This window comes from Streptomyces sp. NPDC002851, from assembly GCF_053591935.1.
In genome coordinates this window covers 165735-187143 of the sequence record NZ_JBSFUT010000016.1, presented here as the reverse complement: position 1 = coordinate 187143, position 21409 = coordinate 165735, and the positions used below count along the sequence as shown (strand labels likewise).

General features: G+C 71.6%; 17 protein-coding genes and 2 pseudogenes. 5 read left to right on the top strand and 14 right to left on the bottom strand.

The features are described from left to right. Window positions 1–107: 107 nt before the first annotated feature. Window positions 108–1727 carry an ATP-binding cassette domain-containing protein gene (locus tag ACWD10_RS19145; protein ID WP_451092371.1) on the bottom strand — a complete coding sequence of 540 codons (1620 nt, stop codon included), beginning with the start codon at window positions 1725–1727 and terminating at the stop codon, window positions 108–110. Between the two features lie 169 nt (window positions 1728–1896). On the opposite strand from ACWD10_RS19145, the gene ACWD10_RS19140 reads away from it, so the two are divergent. The 4 genes from ACWD10_RS19140 to ACWD10_RS19125 all read left to right on the top strand — a co-directional run bounded on the left by ACWD10_RS19140 (window position 1897) and on the right by ACWD10_RS19125 (window position 4561). Beyond that, the gene (locus ACWD10_RS19140) at window positions 1897–2718 is read left to right on the top strand and encodes a methyltransferase domain-containing protein (protein ID WP_451092369.1); all 822 of its coding nucleotides are present in this window, start codon (window positions 1897–1899) and stop codon (window positions 2716–2718) included. An 81-nt stretch (window positions 2719–2799) separates the two neighbouring features. Beyond that, the gene (locus tag ACWD10_RS19135) at window positions 2800–3162 is read left to right on the top strand and encodes a VOC family protein (protein ID WP_451092367.1); all 363 of its coding nucleotides are present in this window, start codon (window positions 2800–2802) and stop codon (window positions 3160–3162) included. 147 nt (window positions 3163–3309) lie between these two features. Beyond that, entirely contained in the window at window positions 3310–3945 is a 636-nt protein-coding gene (locus tag ACWD10_RS19130) for an ATP-dependent Clp protease proteolytic subunit (RefSeq protein WP_451092365.1), read from the top strand. A 1-nt stretch (window position 3946) separates the two neighbouring features. Beyond that, window positions 3947–4561 (top strand): ClpP family protease, encoded by a 615-nt coding sequence (locus ACWD10_RS19125; RefSeq protein WP_451092363.1) that lies wholly within the window; start codon window positions 3947–3949, stop codon window positions 4559–4561. A gap of 26 nt (window positions 4562–4587) precedes the next feature. Here ACWD10_RS19125 and ACWD10_RS19120 read toward each other — a convergent pair whose 3' ends face one another. The 13 genes and pseudogenes from ACWD10_RS19120 to ACWD10_RS19060 all read right to left on the bottom strand — a co-directional run bounded on the left by ACWD10_RS19120 (window position 4588) and on the right by ACWD10_RS19060 (window position 20212). Next, complete coding sequence (locus ACWD10_RS19120) at window positions 4588–5031, bottom strand: helix-turn-helix domain-containing protein (protein WP_451092361.1); 444 nt, start codon at window positions 5029–5031, stop codon at window positions 4588–4590. Window positions 5032–5137: 106 nt separating this feature from the next. Then, window positions 5138–7120: a DUF5107 domain-containing protein gene (locus ACWD10_RS19115; protein WP_451092359.1), complete on the bottom strand. Its 1983-nt coding sequence runs from the start codon at window positions 7118–7120 to the stop codon at window positions 5138–5140. Window positions 7121–7172: 52 nt separating this feature from the next. Beyond that, window positions 7173–7820, bottom strand: a complete 648-nt coding sequence (locus ACWD10_RS19110; RefSeq protein WP_451092357.1) for a GNAT family N-acetyltransferase — start codon at window positions 7818–7820, stop codon at window positions 7173–7175. A gap of 4 nt (window positions 7821–7824) precedes the next feature. Next, window positions 7825–9591 carry a CocE/NonD family hydrolase gene (locus ACWD10_RS19105; RefSeq protein WP_451092355.1) on the bottom strand — a complete coding sequence of 589 codons (1767 nt, stop codon included), beginning with the start codon at window positions 9589–9591 and terminating at the stop codon, window positions 7825–7827. A gap of 269 nt (window positions 9592–9860) precedes the next feature. Beyond that, window positions 9861–10820 carry a S66 peptidase family protein gene (locus ACWD10_RS19100; RefSeq protein ID WP_451092353.1) on the bottom strand — a complete coding sequence of 320 codons (960 nt, stop codon included), beginning with the start codon at window positions 10818–10820 and terminating at the stop codon, window positions 9861–9863. Next, on the bottom strand, window positions 10817–12790 hold the full coding sequence (locus ACWD10_RS19095; RefSeq protein WP_451092393.1) for a prolyl oligopeptidase family serine peptidase: 1974 nt from the start codon (window positions 12788–12790) through the stop codon (window positions 10817–10819). The genes ACWD10_RS19100 and ACWD10_RS19095 overlap by 4 nt, the downstream gene beginning before the upstream one ends. A 21-nt stretch (window positions 12791–12811) precedes the next feature. Further along, window positions 12812–14152 carry a M20/M25/M40 family metallo-hydrolase gene (locus ACWD10_RS19090; protein ID WP_451092351.1) on the bottom strand — a complete coding sequence of 447 codons (1341 nt, stop codon included), beginning with the start codon at window positions 14150–14152 and terminating at the stop codon, window positions 12812–12814. Next, on the bottom strand, window positions 14145–14987 hold the full coding sequence (locus ACWD10_RS19085; RefSeq protein ID WP_451092349.1) for a M55 family metallopeptidase: 843 nt from the start codon (window positions 14985–14987) through the stop codon (window positions 14145–14147). The genes ACWD10_RS19090 and ACWD10_RS19085 overlap by 8 nt, the downstream gene beginning before the upstream one ends. A gap of 115 nt (window positions 14988–15102) precedes the next feature. Next, entirely contained in the window at window positions 15103–15819 is a 717-nt protein-coding gene (locus ACWD10_RS19080) for a methyltransferase domain-containing protein (RefSeq protein ID WP_451092347.1), read from the bottom strand. 145 nt (window positions 15820–15964) lie between these two features. Further along, window positions 15965–18433, bottom strand: a complete 2469-nt coding sequence (locus tag ACWD10_RS19075) for a SpoIIE family protein phosphatase (RefSeq protein WP_451092391.1) — start codon at window positions 18431–18433, stop codon at window positions 15965–15967. Between the two features lie 212 nt (window positions 18434–18645). After that, window positions 18646–19118, bottom strand: a pseudogene (locus ACWD10_RS19070) (carboxypeptidase regulatory-like domain-containing protein); the annotation flags it as partial. A gap of 46 nt (window positions 19119–19164) precedes the next feature. Further along, window positions 19165–19386, bottom strand: a pseudogene (locus tag ACWD10_RS19065) (MFS transporter); the annotation flags it as partial. 385 nt (window positions 19387–19771) lie between these two features. Further along, the gene (locus ACWD10_RS19060) at window positions 19772–20212 is read right to left on the bottom strand and encodes an SRPBCC family protein (RefSeq protein ID WP_451092345.1); all 441 of its coding nucleotides are present in this window, start codon (window positions 20210–20212) and stop codon (window positions 19772–19774) included. A 143-nt stretch (window positions 20213–20355) separates the two neighbouring features. Here ACWD10_RS19060 and ACWD10_RS19055 point away from each other — a divergent pair, with 143 nt between their 5' ends. Continuing rightward, entirely contained in the window at window positions 20356–21408 is a 1053-nt protein-coding gene (locus ACWD10_RS19055; RefSeq protein WP_451092343.1) for an Rv2578c family radical SAM protein, read from the top strand. Window position 21409: the final 1 nt, after the last annotated feature.

Here is a 21409-nt window from a genome sequence, read left to right as displayed (position 1 = left end):
CCCCGGACCCCGCCGCAGATATCGCGCAGGGGGGTACCTCCCTGCTCGAACGCAGTTGAGAGCTTGGGGGAGCGCTCGTCCTCAAACGCCGGACGGGCTTGATTTTCCTACCGCGCCCGCCCCACCCGCCGCTCGTCCCACACAGGCTCCGCCGTCTCACGCACCTTCCCGTCCGCGCCGAACACCAGATACCGATCAAAGGCCCGCGCGAACCACCGGTCATGCGTGACCGCAAGCACCGTCCCCTGAAAGGCCTCGAGCCCCTCCTGCAACGCCTCGGCCGACTCCAGGTCAAGGTTGTCCGTCGGCTCGTCGAGCAACAGCGCCGTACAGCCCGCGAGTTCGAGGAGCAGGATCTGGAAGCGGGCCTGCTGGCCGCCGGAGAGCCGGTCGAAGGGCTGCTCGCACTGTCCGGTCAGCTCGTACCGGCGCAGGCGGGACATCGCGGCGCCGCGGTCCTGGGCGTGCTCGCGCCACAGGATGTCGAGGAGCGTACGGCCGAACAGCTCGGGGTGCGCGTGTGTCTGGGCGAAGTGCCCGGGCACGACGCGCGCGCCCAGCTTCCACTCCCCGGTGTGCGCGACCTCGTCCCCCGCGAGGAGCCGCAGAAAGTGTGATTTGCCGGAGCCGTTGGAGCCGAGCACGGCGACCCGTTCGCCGTAGAAGACCTCCAGGTCGAAGGGGTTCATCAGACCCGTGAGCTCAAGTCCCTTGCAGGTCACGGCTCTTACGCCGGTACGGCCGCCGTGCAGCCGCATCGTGATGTCCTGCTCGCGGGGCGGCTCGGGCGGCGGCCCGGCCTCCTCGAACTTGCGGAGCCGGGTCTGCGCGGCGGAGTACCGTGAGGCCATCACGTCGCTGATGGAGGCGGCCTGACGGAGGTTCAGAACGAGCTTCTTCAGTTGGGCGTGCTTCTCGTCCCAGCGGCGGCGCAGCTCCTCGAAGCGCGCGAACCGCTCCCGGCGGGCCTCGTGGTACGTGGCGAAGCCACCGCCGTGCACCCACGCGTCGGCCCCGGCCGGTCCCGGCTCCACGCTGATGATCTTGTCGGCGGATCGGGCGAGCAGTTCGCGGTCGTGCGAGATGAAGAGCACGGTCTTGCGGGTCTGGTCGAGCTGCTCCTCCAGCCAGCGCTTACCGGGGACGTCGAGGTAGTTGTCCGGCTCGTCGAGGAGCAGCACCTCGTCGGTGCCGCGCAGCAGGGCCTCCAGGACGAGGCGTTTCTGCTCGCCGCCGCTGAGGGTGCGGATCTCGCGGAACTGGGCGCGGTCGTACGGGATGCCGAGCGCGGCCGTGGTGCACATGTCCCAGAGCGTCTCGGCCTCGTAGCCGCGGGCCTCGGCCCAGTCGGCGAGGGCCTGGGCGTACTGGATCTGGGCGGCCTCGTCGTCGACGGTGAGGATGGCCTGCTCGGCGGCGTCGACGGCCGCCGCGGCCTCCCGGATGCGCGGCGGGGCGACGGAAACGAGCAGGTCACGGACGGTGGACTCGTCCCGTACCGACCCGACGAACTGGCGCATCACGCCGAGTCCGCCACCCACGGTGACGGTGCCGCCGTGCGGCTTCAGCTCGCCGGAGATCAGCCGGAGCAGGGTCGTCTTGCCCGCGCCGTTCGGCCCGACGAGGGCCACGACCGCGCCCTCGCCCACCCGGAAGGAGACGTCGCCGAGCAGGGCGCGCCCGTCCGGCAGGTAGTACTCGAGGTGCGCGGCTTCCAGATGTCCCATGGTTACGCATTGTGAGCGGGCGGGACGTGGGGCGGCAAACGAGTTTCCGTACCCACGGCTCCCGCACAACGGCGAGCCAGCCCCAGTCCAAATAACAAGACGCAGGTCTCATTATTCAAAACGATCACGTACGGTCGATCTGTCGCCCTCTCCCGGAAGGAGCCCGGCCATGACCGCACCCGAGGCCGCCGACACCGCCGCGTACACGCACGGACACCACCCCTCCGTGCTCCGCTCCCACACCTGGCGCACCGCCGAGAACTCGGCCGCGTATCTGCTCGGCTCCCTCAAGCCGCACATGCGGATCCTGGACCTGGGCTGCGGTCCCGGCACGATCACGGCCGACCTGGCCGCACGGGTCCCGCAGGGCCGGGTGGTCGGCGTGGACGCCGATCCGGGCGTCCTGGAGCGGGCCCGCGCCACGGCGGCCGAACGCAGCCTGGACAACGTGGAGTTCGAGACGTCCGACGCGCTCGCGCTGCCGTACGAGGACGACACCTTCTGTGTGGCCCACGCCCACCAGGTGCTTCAGCACCTGAGCGACCCGGTGGGGGCGCTGCGCGAGCTGCGCCGGGTGGTGCGGCCGGGCGGGTTCGTCGCGGTGCGGGACGCGGACTACGCCGCGATGACCTGGTCCCCGGCGGCGCCCGGCCTGGACGACTGGGTGCGCCTGTACCGCGAGGTGGCGCGGGCCAACGGGGGCGAGCCGGACGCCGGCCGCTACCTCAAGTCCTGGGCCCTGGAGGCCGGGTTCACCGACATCACGGCGACCGCCTCCGCCTGGTGCTACAGCACCGAGGAGGAGCGGGCCTGGTGGAGCGACCTGTGGGCGGAGCGTACGACGGCGTCCCGCTACGGCCGGATCGCCGTCTCCGGCGGCCACACCACACCCGACGGCCTGAACACGATCGCCGAGGCCTGGCGCGAGTGGGGCAGCTGCCCGGACGGCTGGTTCGCGGTCCTGAACGCCGAGATCCTCTGCCGGGTCTGACGATCCCGCGAAGATCCCGCGAAGCGATCACCTCCCCCGGTCACCTCCCCCGGGCGCTTCGCGCCAACTACCCTCGTCCCCATGGAAATTCTGGGAACCACGCTGCGCGTATGCGTGGACGATCTCGACACTTCGGTCGCGTTCTACGAGCGGCTCACCGGCTCCGAGGCGCTGCGCTTCCAGCGCGGCGGGGTGTCCGTCGCGGCGGTCGGCTGCTTCCTCCTGATGAGCGGACCGGCCGCCGAGATCGACGTACTGCGCAAGGTCGCGGCGACGATCGCGGTCCACGATGTCGACGAGGCGTACACGCTCCTCAACGAGTCCGGCGCCAAGGTCATCGCGGGCCCGGTGCCCACCCCCCTCGGCCGCAACCTGATCGCCCTGCACCCGGACGGCTCGGTCTTCGAGTACGCCGACCGCAAGGGTGACGGCTCCGCCGCCTGAGCCTGAGCTCGTCCGATCCGCTCGCTCTGCCGTGGGCAGATCTGCTCACGGCCAAGATCTCTTACGTACCTCCTCGTCGGCGCCGAAGGTGGACACACCGACGACGCCGACGGCGTACGACCACGCCGTACGAACCAAGGAGGACGTATGCAACCGCCCGTAAGGCTCGCCGAGGACGGCGACACTCCCGCGAACCGCTTCGACGACCACCTGGCCGCCCAACTCCTCGGCCAGCGCATCGTGTTCCTCGGCAGCCAGGTCGACGATATCTCCGCGAACCGGGTCTGTGCCCAGCTGCTGCTGCTCTCCGCCGAGGACCCGCGCACCGACATCGCGCTCTACATCAACAGCCCCGGCGGCTCGATCTCCGCGGGCCTGGCCATCTACGACACGATGCGCCTGATCCCCAACGACGTCGCCACGCTCGCCATGGGCTTCGCCGCGAGCATGGGCCAGTTCCTGCTCACCGTCGGCACCTCCGGCAAGCGGTACGCGCTGCCCAACGCGCGCATCATGATGCACCAGCCGTCCGGCGGGATCGGCGGCACCACCGCCGATATCGCGATCCAGGCGGAGAACCTGGAGTTCACCAAGAAGCGGACCGAGGAGCTCCTCGCGAAGCACACCGGCCAGAGCGAGGAGACCATCGCCCGCGACGGCGACCGCGACCGCTGGTTCACCGCCGAACAGGCCAAGGAATACGGCATGGTCGACCACGTCGTGGAGTCCCTCGCGGACGTACGCCCGGCCGCCGACCGTCGGCCGATGGGACTGGGGGTCTGACATGAGCCAGTACACGATTCCGCATGTCGTCGAGCGCACCCCGCAGGGCGAGCGGTCGTACGACGTCTTCAGCAGGCTCCTCTCGGAGCGGATCATCTTCCTCGGCACCGAGATCGACGACGGCGTCGCCAATGTCGTCATCGCGCAACTGCTCCACCTGGAGTCCGCCAACCCCGAGGCCGAGATCGCGATCTACCTCAACTCGCCCGGCGGCTCGATCACTTCGCTCATGGCGATCTACGACACGATGACCTTCGTGACCGCGCCCATCGCCACGTACTGCGTCGGCCAGGCCGCCTCGACCGCGGCCGTGCTGCTCGCGGGCGGCGACCCCGGGCGGCGGTTCGTGCTCGAACACGCCCGGGTGCTGCTCGGGCAGCCCGCGAGCGGCGGGCGACAGGGCACGGTCTCCGATCTGAGCCTTCAGGCCAAGGAAATGCTCCGGATCCGCTCCCAGATCGAGGAGGTCCTCGCCCGGCACACCCCGCACGACACGGAGCGACTCCGCGCCGACATGGACCGCGACAAGGTCTTCACCGCGCAGGAGGCGGTGGAGTACGGCCTCGCGGACGAAGTGCTCTCCCGTCGGCGGCCGTTCGCGGCGGCCGCGGCCTAGGGGGTGTCTCCCCCTAGGTCCTGTCGTCAGGCCACCAGGCGGAGCTGGCAGCGCGTGGTCGTCGCCTGAGACGTGGTGGCCCGGGTCGTCGCGCGGCTCACCGAGCTGATCGAGCTCACCGGGCGGCTGCGCACCAACTCCCCGTGCACCCGGGCCAGTAGATCCCCGAGGCCGAGCCCGAGCGCCTGGGCGGCGGCCGCGAGGACCTCGGACGAGGCTTCCTTGCGGCCGCGCTCGACCTCGGAGAGATACGGCATGGAGATCCTCGCCTCGTCGGCCACGTCCTTCAACGTGCGCTCCTGCGCCTGCCGTTCACGCCGTAGGACGTCTCCGACGAGGTCCCGCCACAGCGGCTCCTTGCCGCCGGGAGCGCCCGGGGCGGCGGGGGCGACGGGAGCGGCGGGGTCGGGGCGCAGCGGGATGACATCGGCGGTCCGGCGGGCTTCGTTCGGCGTCGCGTTGGTCGTCACCCGTTCAGGATATGAGCGGATACGCCGATCGCACCGGCCCCGTCGTTCTGCCCTCGGCGAAGCGCGCGGCGCCGGGGCCCCGCGGCACGGGGAAGCGGCCGCTGTCTCACGGCCGCATCCGGAAGTCGTACTCCTCGGGCAGCGGATCCGCCGTGATCCGCGCCCACGTCTCCGCCAGCACCTCCGCACCCTCCCGCAGGTCGGCCACCTCGAACCCGGCGTCGAAGAGCGCCCGCGCCGCGTCCCGTTCGCCCTCGGCGAGCAGCAACTGCGCCTCGAGGAGCCGGAAGCGGCCGCGCTCGCGGTGCTCGGGCGTGAGCCGCTGCCACACCCGGCGCACCTCGGCGGTGCGGTCGGCGGCCAGGTCGGGGCATAGCAGCGCCTCGATCGCCTCGCGGCCGAGCGCCCCGGTGACCGCGTCCCACTCCGGGCCGCCGCGCCGCTCGGCGCACAGGTCGTCGAACGCCTCGGCGTACCGGTCGGCGGCCCGCTCCCGGTGGCCCGTCGCCACGTCGGCGGCCGCGAGGCAGCGGAGCAACGGCCAGCGGGACGGGGCCGGGGTCGGGGCCCGGCATTCGAGGCCGCGCTCCCAGCTGCGTACCGCCTGCGCGCGGTCACCGGCGTGCCACTGGGCCACCCCGAGGTGGTACTCGGTGAGCGGCTCGGCGGGCGCTGTCTCCAGCATGTCCCGCCACCCGGGCGCGACCAGGGTCGGACCGGGCGGCACGACCTCACGCGGCCGCGGGAACGCCCCGCCCCGCAACAGCTCGAGCCACGGGGCCTGTACGTCGCCGAGCGTGGCCTCGTCGAACGGTGTGCCCGGCAGCTTGACCCCGGTGCGAAGCACCTCGAGGGCGCCCCAGCCGGAGCCCTGGGCGAGCCGCTCGCCGGGTTCGGTGTCGGCGTACGGGCGCCAGGCGGCGTGGGCCGCGTCGACCGCCGCGCGCGGAAGTGCGGCCTCCAGGCGGTTGGTGACCTCGGCGCGGGCGGCCGCCCAGTCGTCCCCGTGCACGGCGGTGGGTGCGGCGGTGAGCGGACCGTACGCCTCCAGCCACGTGAGCTCGCTCTCCGGGTCGAGCCGGATGTGTTCGAGCTGGGTGCGGGCGAGCCCGGCCTGGATCTCCGCATAGCCGCCGGTGCCGGGTTCGGTGAGCCAGCGCTGCCAGCGGCGGCCGCCCGCGCCGGTGCCCCAGAGGAAGAGCTTGCGGCCGCGCAGCTCATCGGTGGAGGTCTGTACGAGCCCGTCACCTTCGTCGTCGAGCGCGGCGATCCAGCGCCGCTCCCCGTCGTCCAGCTCGTAGAAGTAGTCGGCCGGGTAGGTGCTGCTGCGTGGGTACGTGCGGTCGGTGCCGGTCGCGTCGCGGGGCACCGGCACCCGGCTCAAGCTGCGCTCGTACCCGAAGTGCCAGGCCCCTTCGGCGGGGGCGAGCACGCGGCGCTCTTCGGGGACGGCGATATTGGACCACCAGTACACGGGCGCGGGCCGATCGTGCGGATTGCGGACGCGGACGCCGACGTACAGGAAGTCGGAGCCGTCGGGCAGCCAGAGATCCACCTGGAACGGCAGGTCACGCAGCCGCTCCCACTCCCACAAGCGGAGCATCCGGCCGCCGTCGGGCGCGGGCACGCGCGCGGCGTGCACGGGCGCGCAGGAGAGGGTGGTGTGCCCGGTGGCGCCGATGTTCCACTCGATGCCGCCGGAGAACCAGGCGCCGTTGAGCGCGAAGTCCGCCGGCTGGAACACCGGGTTCCGGTAGAGCAGTTCGCGCCCGGACGGCAGGTGCACGAGCGAGTGCACGCGGCCGCCGAACCCCGGCAGGACGGTGGCCCGCAGCCGGTCGTTCTCGATCACGATCGTGTCCAGGTCGATCGGCGCGCGGTCGCGTCCGTACCCGTCGAGGATCCGCACGGGCAGCACGCCACGCAGCGGCTCGTACCCGATCTGCCGGGCCATCTCGCGCGGCAGCGCGGCCCGGTCCCGCTCGTCGAGGGTGTGCTGTTCGTGCAGGGTGCGCAGTGGGGGCAGCGGGTTCTCCGGGCCCAACTCGGCGCCGGGCAGCGTCAGTACGTCACGTCGGATCGTCGTCACCCGACCATGGAACCCGCTGCGTGCGGTACTGACCAGGGGGCCGCCGGTCTTCTCAGGACTCCCCGGGCACGTCCCAGGGCACGTCCTCGGGCCCCTCTCCGGGCACGTCCCAGGGCATCTCGTCGAGCATCTCGAACATCTCCTGGGTCAGCGCCCACCGTTCGTGGTCCCGCCAGGCGCCGTTGATGAACAGGAAGTCCGGCGAGAAGCCTTCGTATCGGAAGCCGCAGCGCTGGGCGAGCGCGATGGAGCGGGCGTTGCCCGGCTGGACGTTGATCTCCAGACGGTGCAGGCCCATCGCGGGCCCGAAGGCGTACCGGATGACAAGCCCGAGCCCCTCGGTCATCAGGCCGCGCCCCGCCGCGTGTGCGAAGGCCCCGTATCCGAGGGCGCCGCACTGGAAGGCGCCCCGGACGATGTTGTTGATGTTGACGAACCCGGCGATGCGCTCGCCCGTACCACCTACGGCTGCGTCGCCCGGCTCGCAGATCAGGAAGCCGACCCGGTCCGGCTCGTCGATCAGCCGCTTCGCGTACACCGCGAAGTCCGCGGCGGTCAGCGGCGGCGCCAGCCAGGGATGGTGCAGCGTGCGGCTCTCCCGCGCGTGCGCGACGAAGGCCCCGCTGTCGGCGTAGGCGAGGTGCCTGATGGCGACGCGGGGCCCTGCGGCGAGGTAGCCGCGTGTGCGGTTCGGGCTCATCCCCCTATCGCACCACGGGCAGCTCAAGGACACCTGTGTCGTTCGGCTCACTGGTGACGGTCACCGACTTGATCCCACGGTTCCCGTAGTACGCGTCGTCGCTCGCCGCGATCACGAACTGGAGCCGGTGGCCCTTCTCGTACCGGTGCACGATGCCGGGCAGCGTCACCGTGAACTCCCGGGTCACATCGGGCACCCGCGCGGGGGCGATCAGACGGTGCACGAGCGTCTTCGTGCCGTCGGGCGCGATGTCGTACAGCTTGGCGAAGAGCACGAGCTGATCGGCCGCGTCCCCGGAGTTCTGGGACTTCTCCGCCTCGGGAGAGACCACCTTGAGCGTGACCCTGGGAGCGCCGACCACGTCCGTGGCCTCGGTCAGGGGCTCGGTCGTCCAGCCGAGATACGTGCCCTTGCCGTCGCTCGGCGCGGGGTCGTTCAGGCCGATGGAGTTCACGACGGGGTTCTCCGAGTGGCTGGTCGGCCAGAGCCGGTTGCGGTACTCGCGGCTGCCACGCGCCACCTTGGACCGGTTGTCGACCAGCTTGCCGTCGCCGGAGAGATAGAGCTTCTGCGAGAGCGCGGGCACCTCCGACGCGGTGGCGTAGGCGTCCTCGGTGGGCTGCCAGTCCCGGTAGTACGCGAGGTTCGGCCCCAGGTCGGCGCCCTTGTTGTCCCACAGGTAGTGGTCGAACCAGGCCAGGATGCGCCGCCCGACGTACGAGGTCTCCAGGTTGCCCGCGCCCAGGTTGAGCTCACCGGACGCCGGATCGGTCATGCCTCCGCTGTGCCCCCAGGACTGCCAGATCATCCGGGTGGTGGTGCCCTGCTTCTTGAGCGCCTTGTACGTCGCCTCGGACTCGTTGAGATTGAACAGCGTGTCGGCCTGGCCCTGGATGAGCAGCGTGGGCGTGCGGACCCGGTGCAGATACGACACCGGGGACACCGAGCGCGCATAGGCGAGCATCCGCGCGGTGCGGTCGGCGGGGTACGTATGGGTGTCGAGGAGCCGCTTGGTCTCACAGGCTTCGGCGACGAAGTGCAGACAGCCGGAGCCGCCGAGCCGGGACAGGTCGAGACTCGGGTTGAGCAGCCCCTGCGCCTCACCGATCACGAAGAAGCCGTTGGTCCACTGGTATTTGTACGCGCCCGGGGTGTCGGACGAGACGCCGCTGTGCTGTGCGGTGTTGTTCGGGTCGAGCGCGTACGCCAGGTCGTTCCAGGTGATCAGCGGCACGAGCGCGTCGACGCGGCGGTCCTGCGAGGCCGTCGCCATCTGGATGGAGCCGCCGTACGAGCCGCCGATCATCCCCACGCTCGGGTCACCGTCGCCGTCGCTCCGGACGAAGTCCACGCGGGTGCCGTCGTCGGCGGCCCGCGTACCGGCCAGGAAGTCGATCAGGCTCGAGGCCGCCTTGCCGTCGATCCGCGGATCATTGAGCGAGATCGGACAGCCGCTCTTGCCGAAACCGAGCCCCGAGTAGGCAAGGACGGCATAGCCACGCTCAGCGAACGCCCGCGCGATGGCGGCCGTGGCACCGTCGTTCTTGCTGCCGCCGAAGCCGTTGGTGGTGAGCACGGCGGGCGCGGGGTGCTCGGCGTCGACCCCGGCGGGACGGTGCAGGTCTGCGTCGACGACGCATCTCTTGCCGCCCGCGTCGACCGTGAACTTCAGTGCGCTGACCGTGACTTCACCCCTCGCGGGGTCCGCTGCGCGAGCGGGCGCCGCCAAGGTCAGCGGGGCGAGAAGCGCGGCACCGACCACTGCCGCCATCGGTTTCCGGTAACGGACACGAGCGTGGACCGGGGGCACGCGGGACCTCCACACCGAGGCTGATTACCCACGGTATGTCCGTGAGCGCGCTTATCGTGTGGCACGTGTCAGCAGGGGGTCAATGGTCATGCAGAGTGAAAAACCGGGCATTCGAGGGAGATTCAGTGAAGGCGGGTTCCTGACGGCGCATCAAGCAATCAGCCAGGTCGGGCACGTCAGGGACGTCAGTCACGTCAGAGACCGCACGCACGACAGGCTCGGCCCGCACGTCAGCCACGCACGCCAGACACCTCCCGCTCCCTCAACGCCGGTATCTCCAGCGTCAGTTCACCCACATCCGCATCAAGGATCCCCGGTACGCCCAGAGGTACGGTCAACGCATCGTGACCGTGCCCGAAGCCGAACTCCTCGACCACCGGCACCCCGAGTCCGCCGAGCCGGTCCACGAAGACCGCCCGCACCTCCCCGTACGGGCCGCACTCCACCCAGGACCCGAGCAGCACCCCGGCGACGCCGTCCAGCCAGCCGGAGCGGAGGAGCTGGGTGAGGATCCGGTCGATCCGGTACGGCTCCTCGCCGGTGTCCTCCAGACACAGCAGGCCCCCACGCGCACAGGCCCTCGCCCTCGGCGTGCCGAGCTCCGCGGCGAGCAGCGAGGCGCAGCCGCCGAGCGTGACGCCCTCGGCGCGCCCTGGCACGAGGGTCCGCCCGCCGGTGAGCTTCCGCACCGACTCGGGCTCGAACAGCGTGGCCCGCAGCTGCTCCCGCGCCCGCTCACTGGCGAAGAAGTCCGCGCCCGCGACCATCGGCCCGTGCAGCGTGGCCAGGCCGAGCCGGACGGCGAACGCCTCGTGCAACGCGGTGACATCGCTGAACCCGAGGAACACCTTGGAGCCCGCGGCCCGCATCGCCTCCCAGTCGAGCAGCTCCACCATGCGCTGCGCGCCGTACCCGCCCCGGGCACAGAACACCCCCGCCACCGACGGGTCGCACCAGGCGTCCCGCAGATCCCGCGCCCGGTCGGCATCGGACCCGGCGAGATACCCCAACTCCGGGTGTGCGTCGAGCACATGAGGCATCACGACCGGTTCGAGCCCCATGCCCCGCAACAGTCCGACCCCCGCCCGCAGCCGCTCCTCGGGCACCGGCCCGCTCGGCGCCACCACGGCCACCCGGTCCCCCGCGACAAGCCGCTCCGGACGCCTGAGTCCGGCCCGCTCCCGGGTCACTTGGTGAGCTCCAGCTTCGGGATGTCGAGCGTCTTCAGCTCGAATACCTGCTCATACAGGGAGAGTTCGGACTCCAGGACGCGGATCATGGTGTCCGCTCGGCGGAAGCCGTGGCCCTCTCCCTCGAAGGCGATATAGGCGTACGGGACCTGCCGGTCGGCCATCCGTTCCAGGAACCGCTCGCTCTGCTCGGGCGGGCAGATCACGTCGTCCAGGCCCTGGAGGAGCAGGAACGGCACGGTGATCCGCTCGGCGTGGTGGGCCGGTGACCGCTCCCGGTAGCGCCCCGGCACCTCCTGGAACGGGCCTACGAGAGAGTCCAGATAGCGTGACTCGAAGTCATGCGTTCCGCCGCTCGCCCAGCCCGTCAGGTCGAGCACGGGGTACACGATGGTCCCGCACGCGTACACCTCCGTGGTCGCCAGGGACGCCGCCGCCGTCCAGCCGCCCGCGCTGCCCCCGCGGATGGCGAGGCGGTCGGGGTCCGCGGTGCCCTCGTCGGCCAGGCCCCGCGCGACGGCCGCGCAGTCCTCGACGTCCACGACGCCCCACTGTTCGCGCAGCCGCTCGCGGTAGGCGCGGCCGTACCCGGTCGAGCCGCCGTAGTTGACCTCGGCGACGCCGATGCCCCGTGAGGTGAAGTAGGCGATCTCCAGGTCGAGGACGAGCGGGGCCCGGTCGGTGGGCCCGCCGTGCGCCCGGACCACGAAGGGCGGCAGCTCGTCGTCGGGCGCCCGGTGGCCGGGGTTGTGCGGCGGGTAGACGTGGGCGTGGATCTCCCGGCCGTCCGGCCCGGTGAAGGTGCGGATCTGCGGCTCCGGGTAGTACGTCGGGTGCACCGGGTCGTCGTGCTCCGCGCCGATCACCCGCGCGCGCCCGGTCGCGGTGTCCAGCTCCACCACCTCGTACGCGCTGCGCGGGCTCGCCGCGACGCCGACGACCCGGCTGCCGTGCACGGCGAGCGTCGGGGACCACTCGGTCCAGGGGCCCGCGGCGTCCACCACCTCGCCGGTCTCGGGGTCGAGGATGCCGAGCGCCGTGGCGCCCCGACCGTGCACAACGGCGATCAGGCCGCTCTCCAGCGGCGCGAACCAGCGCAGGCCCACCTTCCACAGCGGCCCGGCGAACTCCTCCTCCCTGCGGCAGAGCCGCACCGCCCCGCCCCGCGGCTCGGCCCGGTACAGGTTCCACCAGCCACTCCGGTCCGAGGCGAACACCAACGACCCGTCGGCCGCCCAGTCGACTTGGGCAATGGACTCGCCGACCCCACCGGCCACGGTCCGCACCTCGCTCACGACGTCTCCGGCGAGCTCCGCCACCACCAACTCCGTGCCGTCCCACGGCATATGCGGATGGTTCCAGCCGATCCAGGCGGCGCTGCGGCCGTCCGGGGCGAGGCGGGCGCCGGTGACGAAGCGGTGGCGGCCGTCGGAGAGTTCGCGGATCGCGCCCCGGTCGTCGGCGGCCGAGCCGTCCAGGGGCACCGCTACCACCGCGCGTCGTACGTCGCCCGGGCCGTCCCCGGTGAACTCCTCCAGGACGCACCACACTTCGCCCCGCTCGGGGTGCAGCTGCGGATCCGCCCAGCGCAGTCCGCCGCCGACCGGTGAGACGGGGGTGAGGGGGCGCGGCGCGGTGCCGGGCGCGTCCGGCTCGTATGCGTAGAGCCGCTGGTCGGCGAAGTCGACGAAGACGATCAGCGGGCCGTTCCTGTGCCAGGTGCCGGCCCAGGGCACGCCGCCGTACTCGATGACCCTGCTGCGTACGTTCCACGGGGCCGGAAGCACGGTCTCCTCCGGGCCGTCGGCCCGGCGCCGCACCAGGGCCCGGCGGCCGCCCTCGGTGGGCCGTGGCTCGGTCCACCAGACCTCGTCCCCCACGAACCCGACGTACTCGGGCCGCCCGTCGTGCGTGGCGGCGAGCGCCGCGTCGATCGGCGACGCCCAAGCGCCGTACGGCAGCGTGCGCATCATGGTCTTCCCCCGTCCCCCCTAGGCCGTTCGCAAAAATCGGTCAAGGACCCGGACCCCGAAGTGCAGGGCCTCCACGGGCACCCGCTCGTCCACCCCGTGGAACATCGCCTGATAGTCGAAGCCCTCGGGCAGCTTCAGCGGCGAGAAGCCGTACCCCGTGATGCCGAGCCGGGAGAACTGCTTCGCGTCCGTGCCGCCCGACATGCAGTAGGGCACGACATGGCCCTCGGGCGCGAACTCCTCGACGGCGGCCCGCATCTTCGCGTACGTCGGCGAGTCCACCGGCGCCTGGAGGGCCACCTCGCGGTGGTGGAACTCCCAGTCCACGTCCGGCCCGGTCAGCTGGTCCAGGGTGGCCCGGAACTCGTCCTCGGCGCCCGGCAGAAAGCGCCCGTCGACGTAGGCGGTGGCCTCGCCCGGGATCACGTTGATCTTGTAACCGGCCTGCAGCATCGTCGGGTTGGTGCTGTTCCGCACGGTGGGTTCGACCAGGGACGCGGCCCGGCCCAGCTTGCCGAGCAGCTCGTCCACGTCCAGGTCCCTGTCGGTGGTGTCGGTCTCCACGCCGTGCAGCGCGGCGAGTTCGGCGAGCGCCGCGCGCACCGTCGGGGTCAGCCGCACCGGCCAGACGTACGCCCCGATCCGGGCGATGGCCGCGCCCAGCGCGGTCACGGCGTTGGACCGGTTCACCTTGGAGCCGTGCCCGGCGCGGCCGCGTGCGGTCAGCTTGAGCCAGCCGGTGCCCCGCTCCCCCGCGGCGATCGGGTAGACGGTCAGGCCGGGGGCGGCGTGGAACGTGAAGGCTCCGGACTCGCTGATGCCTTCCGTACAGCCCTCGAAGAGACCGGCGTGGTGGTCGGCGAGGAAGCCGGAGCCGTCGATCGCGCTGGCCTCCTCGTCCGCCGTGAACGCGATCACCAGGTCCCGGCGGGGCCGGACCCCCGCGCGCGCCCAGGCGCGGACGACGGCCAGGATCATCGCGTCCATGTTCTTCATGTCGACGGCGCCGCGCCCCCACACGACGCCCTCGCGCACCTCGCCCGAGAACGGGTCGACCTGCCAGTCCGCGGCCTCTGCGGGCACCACGTCCAGATGCCCGTGCACCAGGAGGGCGTCGGCCGTGCGTTCGGTGCCCTCGATACGGGCCACCACATTGGTGCGGCCCTCGGTGCGCTCCAGAAGCACGGGTTCGAGTCCGGTGTCGGCGAGCCGCTCCGCCGCGTACTCCGCGGCGGGCCGCTCCCGGCAGTCGCCGCCGCCGCGGTTGGTGGTGTCGATCCGGATCAATTCGGAGGTGAAGCGCACCACTTCGTCGAGCGCGCCCTGGTCGACGGCGGCCCGGCCTGCTGTGTCAGCCATACTGCTCCTCCACCGCCGCCGAGACGACCGTCGTGACCGCTTTGAACGTGCGGATGCCCTCGTACATCGTGCCGCTGGTATACGCCACTCTGCGCTCGCCGTCCCGCTCGACGCCGGGGACCACGGTGGCCGCCAGGGCCAGGTGCTCGGCGTCGAATTCGAGGGCCACGGTGAACGGGCCGCCCCGCACCGGCTCGTGGCGTCGCGCGAGCCCGGCCGCCTCCTTGGCCGCGGAGCGGATCTCGGCGGCGGTACGGGCGGGGGTCCGGCACACCGCCGCGTACCGCGAGACGTGGTCCTTGACCGCGACCTTCCGTGCGTCCGGCGCGTACCCCTGGGCGTCCTCGCAGGTCAGGTCGTCGCCGGTGACGAGCACGACGGGCACCCCGAACTCGGCCACCACATGGGAGTTGAGCAGGCCCTCGCTGGCCCGCACGCCGTTCACCCACACCCCCGTGATCGAGTTCGCGAGGTAGGTGTGGGCCAGGACGCCCTCCGTACCGGCCCCGGTGTGGTAGCCGACGAAGGCGATGCCGTCGACCGCGCGCCCGCCCTCGTACTGCACGCCCTCGACCATGCTCAGCGCCTTGTGCCGTCCGGTGAGCATCTGGGCCCGCTCGTCCAGTTGCTCAAGGAGCAGATTGCGCATGGTCCAGTGCGCCTCGTTGATCAGCACCTCATCGGCGCCGCCGTCGAGGAAGCCGAGCACGGCGGCGTTCACATCGGAGGTGAACAGTGCGCGGCAGCGCTCCCACTGGGGTGTCCCGGGCAGCACGTCGGCGGGCCAGGTCACGCCGGTGGCGCCCTCCATATCGGCGCTGATGAGGATCTTCATGCAACGAAACCGTACAAGTCGTCGAACCCCCCGGCCAGGCCTGTGGATAACTCTCACTGGCCCAGACCATTGGCACCGCCCCATCCGGCCCAACGGCCCCCGCAGCACCCTTGTCTCAGTCTGCGCGGCCCACCACAAGCCAGCGCGAGGGCAGCTCGATCGGCGCGCCGTCGGCCGCGACCTCCGTGGTGGCGAGCGGCAGTTGACCGGACGCGAGCACGGAAAGCCCGGCCTCCCGGAACATCTCCGGCACTGCCTGGTCGGCCACGTCGGCAGGGGCGATGCCGTACTCCATGACAAGCCGGAGCGATACCGGCGGCTGCCCCGACCGCAACAGACCCGCGAGGACCTGCCCAGCCTGCTCGGACAGCTCCACGGCGAAGGCCCGCCCACGCTCCCCCACGAGCGTGGCGATGCCGTTGACCAGCGGCTGCCGGTCCTCGGGGAGGCTCTGGTGCAGGACGCCGCGCATATAGACGTTGACGTCGCCGAGCTCGGCGTGCAATTGCCCGACCGCGCCGGGCTCCGTCGCGTCCAGCTGCCGGTAGCTCGCCAGGCCCGCCGGGTCGGACGCGTGGGCGCGCCCCACGGCCGCGGCCGCCAGGTCGGCGCCGTACACCCGCTGGTACTGAGTGGCCAGATAGCGCGTCTGGGTGCCGTTGCCGCAGCCCAGATCGGCAACCGGCAGGGCGGCGTCGAAGTACTCCCTGAACAGGGGCAGATGGCGCCCCGCGACCCGCTGGGGCTCCGCATCCCAGAGGACCGCTCCCGCTTCCTCCGGTGCGTGCTCCCAGAAGCCCTCCCAGGCTTCCCTGTGCTTCGTAGCGCTCATGACCAGCTCCCCAGGTACCGCGACACGGACCATCGCAAGATCTCGTAGGGACGGTCTACCGCCAGCGGGGAGCGCGGACAAGCGACCCGCGCATTCCTTCACTGATCGTTCGATCCACGAGCGCCCCCCCTCGAATCCGGGTTCCTCACCTGCCTGGCCGCACCTGGCGTGGCAGCGTCATCTCGCACCACACCGACTTCCCCACTCCCGTCCGGCTCGCGCCCCACTCCCTCGACAGGGAGCTCACCACGCGCAGGCCGCGCCCGGCCCCGTCCTCAGGACCGGCGCTGCGCAGTGTGGGCAGAGTGTGGTCGTCGTCCTCCACCTCGAAGAGCAGTACGTCGGAGCGGACCAGGCGGAGTTCCACCTGCCGACTGTGGGAGTGCCGAAGGGCATTCGTGACCAGCTCGCTGACCAGCAACTCCGCGGTGTCCACGAGCTTTTCGAGGCCCCAGCCGAGCAGCTTGGCGCGCACCAGGCGGCGGGCACGGGCGACCTCGCGCGGGTCCAGGGCGAGCCGCCAGCTCACCACGGCATCGCCGGGAATGCCGTTCAGGCGGGCCATGAGCAGCGCCACGTCGTCCTTGCGGCCGCCGCGCGTGTTGAGGGCGCGGATGATCTCGTCGCAGGCGTCGTCCATCGCGGCGGCCGGGTGCGCGGCCGACTCGCAGAGCGTGGCCAGGCCGACGCCGATGTCCTCGCCGCGCACCTCGACCAGGCCGTCCGTACACATCACCAGACGGTCGCCGGGCGCGACCGGGACGCGGATGGCCTCGAACGGCACGCCACCGACGCCTATCGGGGCGCCCGTCGGCAGGTCGAGGAGCTCGCTGCGGCCGTCCTCGGCGCGTACGACCACGGGCGGGATGTGGCCCGCGTTGGCGAGGGTGAGTTCGCCCGCGATCGGGTCGTAGACCGCGTACAGGCAGGTCGCCAGGTACTGCTCGCCCAGCCGCTGCGCCAGGTCGTCGAGGTTGCGGAGCAGCTGCGCGGGCGGCAGGTCCAGGGCCGCCATGGTCTGTACGGCGGTGCGCAACTGGCCCATCATCGCTGCCGAGTTGAGACCGTGGCCCATGACGTCGCCCACGACGAGCGCGGTGCGCGAGCCGGGCAGTTTGACGGAGTCGAACCAGTCGCCGCCGACCCGGCCGAGCAGGGTGCCCGGCAGATAGCGGGTGGCGATGTCGCAGCCGGACATCCGGGGCGCGATGTGCGGCAGCATGCTGTCCTGGAGAGTCTCGGCGACGTTCTCCTGGTACGTGTACATGCGCGCGTTGTCGAGCACGAGCCCGGCGCGGGCGGCGAGTTCGGCGCCGGTGACCCGGTCCATGTCGTTGAACTCGACGCGCTCCGGGTGGCGGAGCAGGATCATGAAGCCGAGGACGACGTTCCGCGCCTTGAGCGGTACGACGAGCATGGAGCGGTTGTTGATCAGTGGCCGGATGTCGCGCTTCTCGAACTGCGCGGCGATCCGGGTGCCCATCTCCTCGCTGATCCGCGGCACGAGCACCGGCTGTCCGGTGGTCATGCACTGGAAGAACGGCGTGTGCACCGGGAACGGCATGGACTCGCCGACCGGTACGACATCGTCCCAGCGGCCGGGTTCGTCGGTGTGCTCGACCGCCACGCGGTGCCACAACGTGGTGGCGTCCGGGGTGCCTTCGGGGAAACCCTCGCCCGCGACGACCTGTTCGCGCAGGTAGGTGCCCGCCACATCGGTGAAGCGGGGCACGACGGCCTTGCTGACCTCGACGATGGTCCGCGCCAGGTCGAGCGAGGTGCCGATCCGGCCGCTGACCTCGTTGAGGAACTCCAGGCGCTCACGCACCGCCGCGTACTCCAGGTCCGCCGCGGTGTCCTCGGGGCGCAACTCGTCGGTGGCCGGGAGCCCGGCCGCGGCCGCCTCAGCCGCGCGCTGCCGCCGTGCCTTGCGCTCGGCGCGTCGCGGAACGCCCCAGTCCGGCGTCACCGGAATGCGCTCGCTCTGGCTGAACTCCAGGACGGGATAGCCGAGTTCGAGCACCTGCGAGGCGATCCGGAGGCCCTCGCCGACGCTCATGCTGGGCAGGATCTCGGGGAGTCGGCGGGCGAGCTCGTCGGAGCCGGGAAACTCCGAGAACACGGTGTGCAGGGCGAAGCCGGGCGCGATCCGCTCGATGGCGTCCTCCTCGACCGCGCCCGCCTCCGCGGAGTCCCGCTGCAGGCGGGCGGCGTCCGCGGCGAGTACGAGCAGCCGCTCGGGGCCCGGGCCCACCAGCGGGTACGCCCACCACAGCACGTCCACGCGGTCCCGCCCCGGGGTCGGGTCGGCGAGCCGGGCACGGCCCGCGGCCGGGTACGAAGTACGGCCGCCGAGTGACTCCTCCAGGTCGGGGCCCAAGTCGTCGTAGCGGCCGCCGTATTGAACCGGGTCCTTGGGCAACGCGCCCGAAACCGGAAGCAGATCGAGGGCGGGCCGGCCGATCGCCTCCTCCTTCGAGGCACCGAACAGGCGCCGGGCCCCGCTGCTCCAGTGCGAGACGAGGCCCGCGCCGTCCACGATGACCACGGCCAGGGGAATGCGGCCGGTCACGGCTTGGTCCCGCACCGGGCCACCCGGAGTGGCTCGCTCCATGGTTCTGGGCTCCTTCCCGTGGCGCCACGAAGATCTGCAACGCCACCACCACGGTACGACTGGAACAAGTTGCCGTGGGCCCCAATCCGGTAATTCCTCCGGATCATGTATCCGTGCCGTTGGCCGGGTTGCCGCACTTGGGGGCTGCGCCCCCGGACCCCCCGCTTCGACCTGAAAGGCCTCGTCCTCAAACGCCGGACGGGCTGCCTTTGCTAGTCCTCGTGTCCCAACTGCACGTCCCGCTCCGTACGCCCGCCCCCCGCCACCTGAAGCACCGTGGCCACCGGTGGGTACCCCGCGGCGATCACCGTGTACTCGCCGGACGACAGGTCGACGAAGCGGAACGTGCCGTCCGGGCCCGTCGTGAGCGTGTCCACCACGTTGCCCGCCGCGTCGAGCAGCGTGACCCGGGCGTCCTCCACCGGGCCCCGCCGCCCGCGCGCACCGTGCCGCGCAGCACCGCGCCGCCCGCGAGTTCGATGTCCTGCCGGGTCTCGCGGGATGCCTGCACGCTGACCGGGGCGGCGGCGGGCCGGAAGGCGGGGGCGCTGGCGGCCAGGGTGCACTCGCCGGCCACCAACTCCGTGATGACATGGCCCCCTTCGCGGCCGCTGCGCGTGGTGGCGACGACCTCGCCGCGTACGTCCGTGAGCGTCACCGCGGCGTCCCGGACCGGCGTGCCGTCCGGGCAGCAGGGCGCCGAGGATGTCGAAGCGGGCGCGTGCGGTGGGCTTGGGCAGTTTCAGGACGACGGCGATGAGGGCGAGGGTGACGAGGCCGAAGAGCACGTTGATGTAGAAGCACCAGCGCCAGGATGCGTGGTCGGTGAAGAAGCCGCCGAGCAGCGGGCCCGCCACGGAGGCAAGTCCGTACCCGGCGCCGATCACGCCCATGTAGCGGCCACGTCGGCGGGGTGGCACGAGGTCCGCGATGATCGCCTGGACGCCGATCATGAGTCCGTGTCCGGTGTGCGCGGTCCGGGCGGTGGCGGTGGAACGGGGGGTTCCGCCGGTTGTGCGGCGGGGGTGGCCGAGCCGGGCCGCCCGTCCTTCACCAGCGTCGTCCCACCCACGTACCGCTCCCCTCAATCGCTTCTGCGCGGCACATTTCTCGCATCGCGCGCTAACGCGAGCAAGCGAGAAGGAACCGATCAGATCGCCTCAAAGGCGGTACGTGAGTGGGGTGTTGGCCGTCGGGGCGGGTCAACTCAGCGCGCGGATCAGGGGGTTTGATCGCCGCGGCGGCGAGTGTCCGTTCCGGGGCCGGTACGGGGCCCGGTGCGGGAAACCACCCGAACCAGCGACGCCCGGCCGGGCGTTGCTCCGGTTCCCGCCGCCGTTACTCCACCTCTGTGGCGAGCTTCCCGAGGACCTCGTCGTAGATCCGGCCGAGGCCCTTCGGTGCGAAGGTCTTCTCGAAGAAGCCGCCGATGCCGCCCGCCCCGTTCCACACGGTCGAGACAACCACGCGTGCCCGGCCTTCACCCGCCGGGGTGACGGTCCAGGTGGTCACCATCGAGGAGTTGCGGTCCTTCTCGACGAGCTGCCCGTCGGTCGGCTCGGTGACCTCGAGGAGGCAGTCGCGCACCCGCTTGCTGGTGGCCTGAAGCTTCCAGTGGACGAGGGTGCCCTCGCCGTCACCGCCCTCGCGCACCTCGTACTCGCTGAAGTGCGCGGTCAGGATCTTGGGGCGGACGCTCTTGTAGTCGGCGATCGCGTCGAACACATCGTCCGGCTCCGCCGCGATCGTCCGTTCGGTCACGGCCTCGACCTGTGCCATGGCACTTCCTCCACTGTGTGCTTGCTGCGTGCCGCCCCATTGTGACCCCCGGAACGAAGCCCTCCGGACAGGGGTGCGGTCAGCTCGCACGATCATGGGAACACATGTTCTATTGTGTGCGGCAGTGCTACCGAGGAGGCGCCATGCGCTGGGACAGACTGACGACCGACGCCAACGACGCCGCCGCGCTCTTCGGCGCGGACGCGGTGACCACCCGGACCTTCGACAGCCCCGAGTTCCGCGGCATCACCTTCCACGAGGTCCGGGCCCGGTCGATCGTGAACCGGGTGCCCGGCGCCTCCCGTATGCCCTTCGAGTGGACCGTGAACCCGTACCGGGGCTGCACGCACGCGTGCGTGTATTGCTTCGCGCGCAAGACGCACAGCTATCTCGATCTGGACACCGGGCTGGGCTTCGACTCGCAGATCGTGGTGAAGGTCAACGCCCCGGAGCTGCTGCGCAACCGGCTCGCGGGCCGTGGCTGGCACGGCGAGCACATCGCGATGGGCACGAACGTCGATTGTTACCAGAGGGCCGAGGGCCGCTATCGGTTGATGCCGGGCATCATCGAGGCGCTGCGGGACCACGCGAACCCGTTCTCGATCCTCACCAAGGGCACCCTGATCCTGCGCGACCTGGACCTCCTTCGGCAGGCCGCGGACGTCACCGATGTCGGCATCTCCGTCTCGGTCGGCTTCACCGACCACGCGTTGTGGCGCACGGTGGAGCCGGGCACGCCCGCGCCCGAGCGGCGCCTGGATGTCGTCCGCACCCTGACCGACCACGGCATCGGCTGCGGGGTCCTCATGGCCCCGGTGATCCCCTTCCTCGGGGATTCGGCCGACCAGCTGCGCGCCACCGTAAGGGCGATCGCGGCATCGGGCGCCACTTCTGTCACGCCGCTCGTGCTCCATCTGCGGCCGGGCGCGCGCGAGTGGTTCATGAGCTGGCTGGCCGCACACCACCCTCATCTCGTACGGCGTTACGAGCGGTTGTACGCGGCCGGGGCGTACGCCCCCAAGTGGTACCAGCGCCGGATCACGCGCCAAGTGCACGAGCTGGCCGAGGAGTTCGGCATCGGGCCGACGCACTCGGGCGCCGCCCGGCGCATCCGGCCCCGCCCGGCCGAGCTGACCGAGGCGCCCGAGCCGGTCGGCTCCCCCGCCCCCGAGGCCACCCAACTCACCCTTCTCTGAC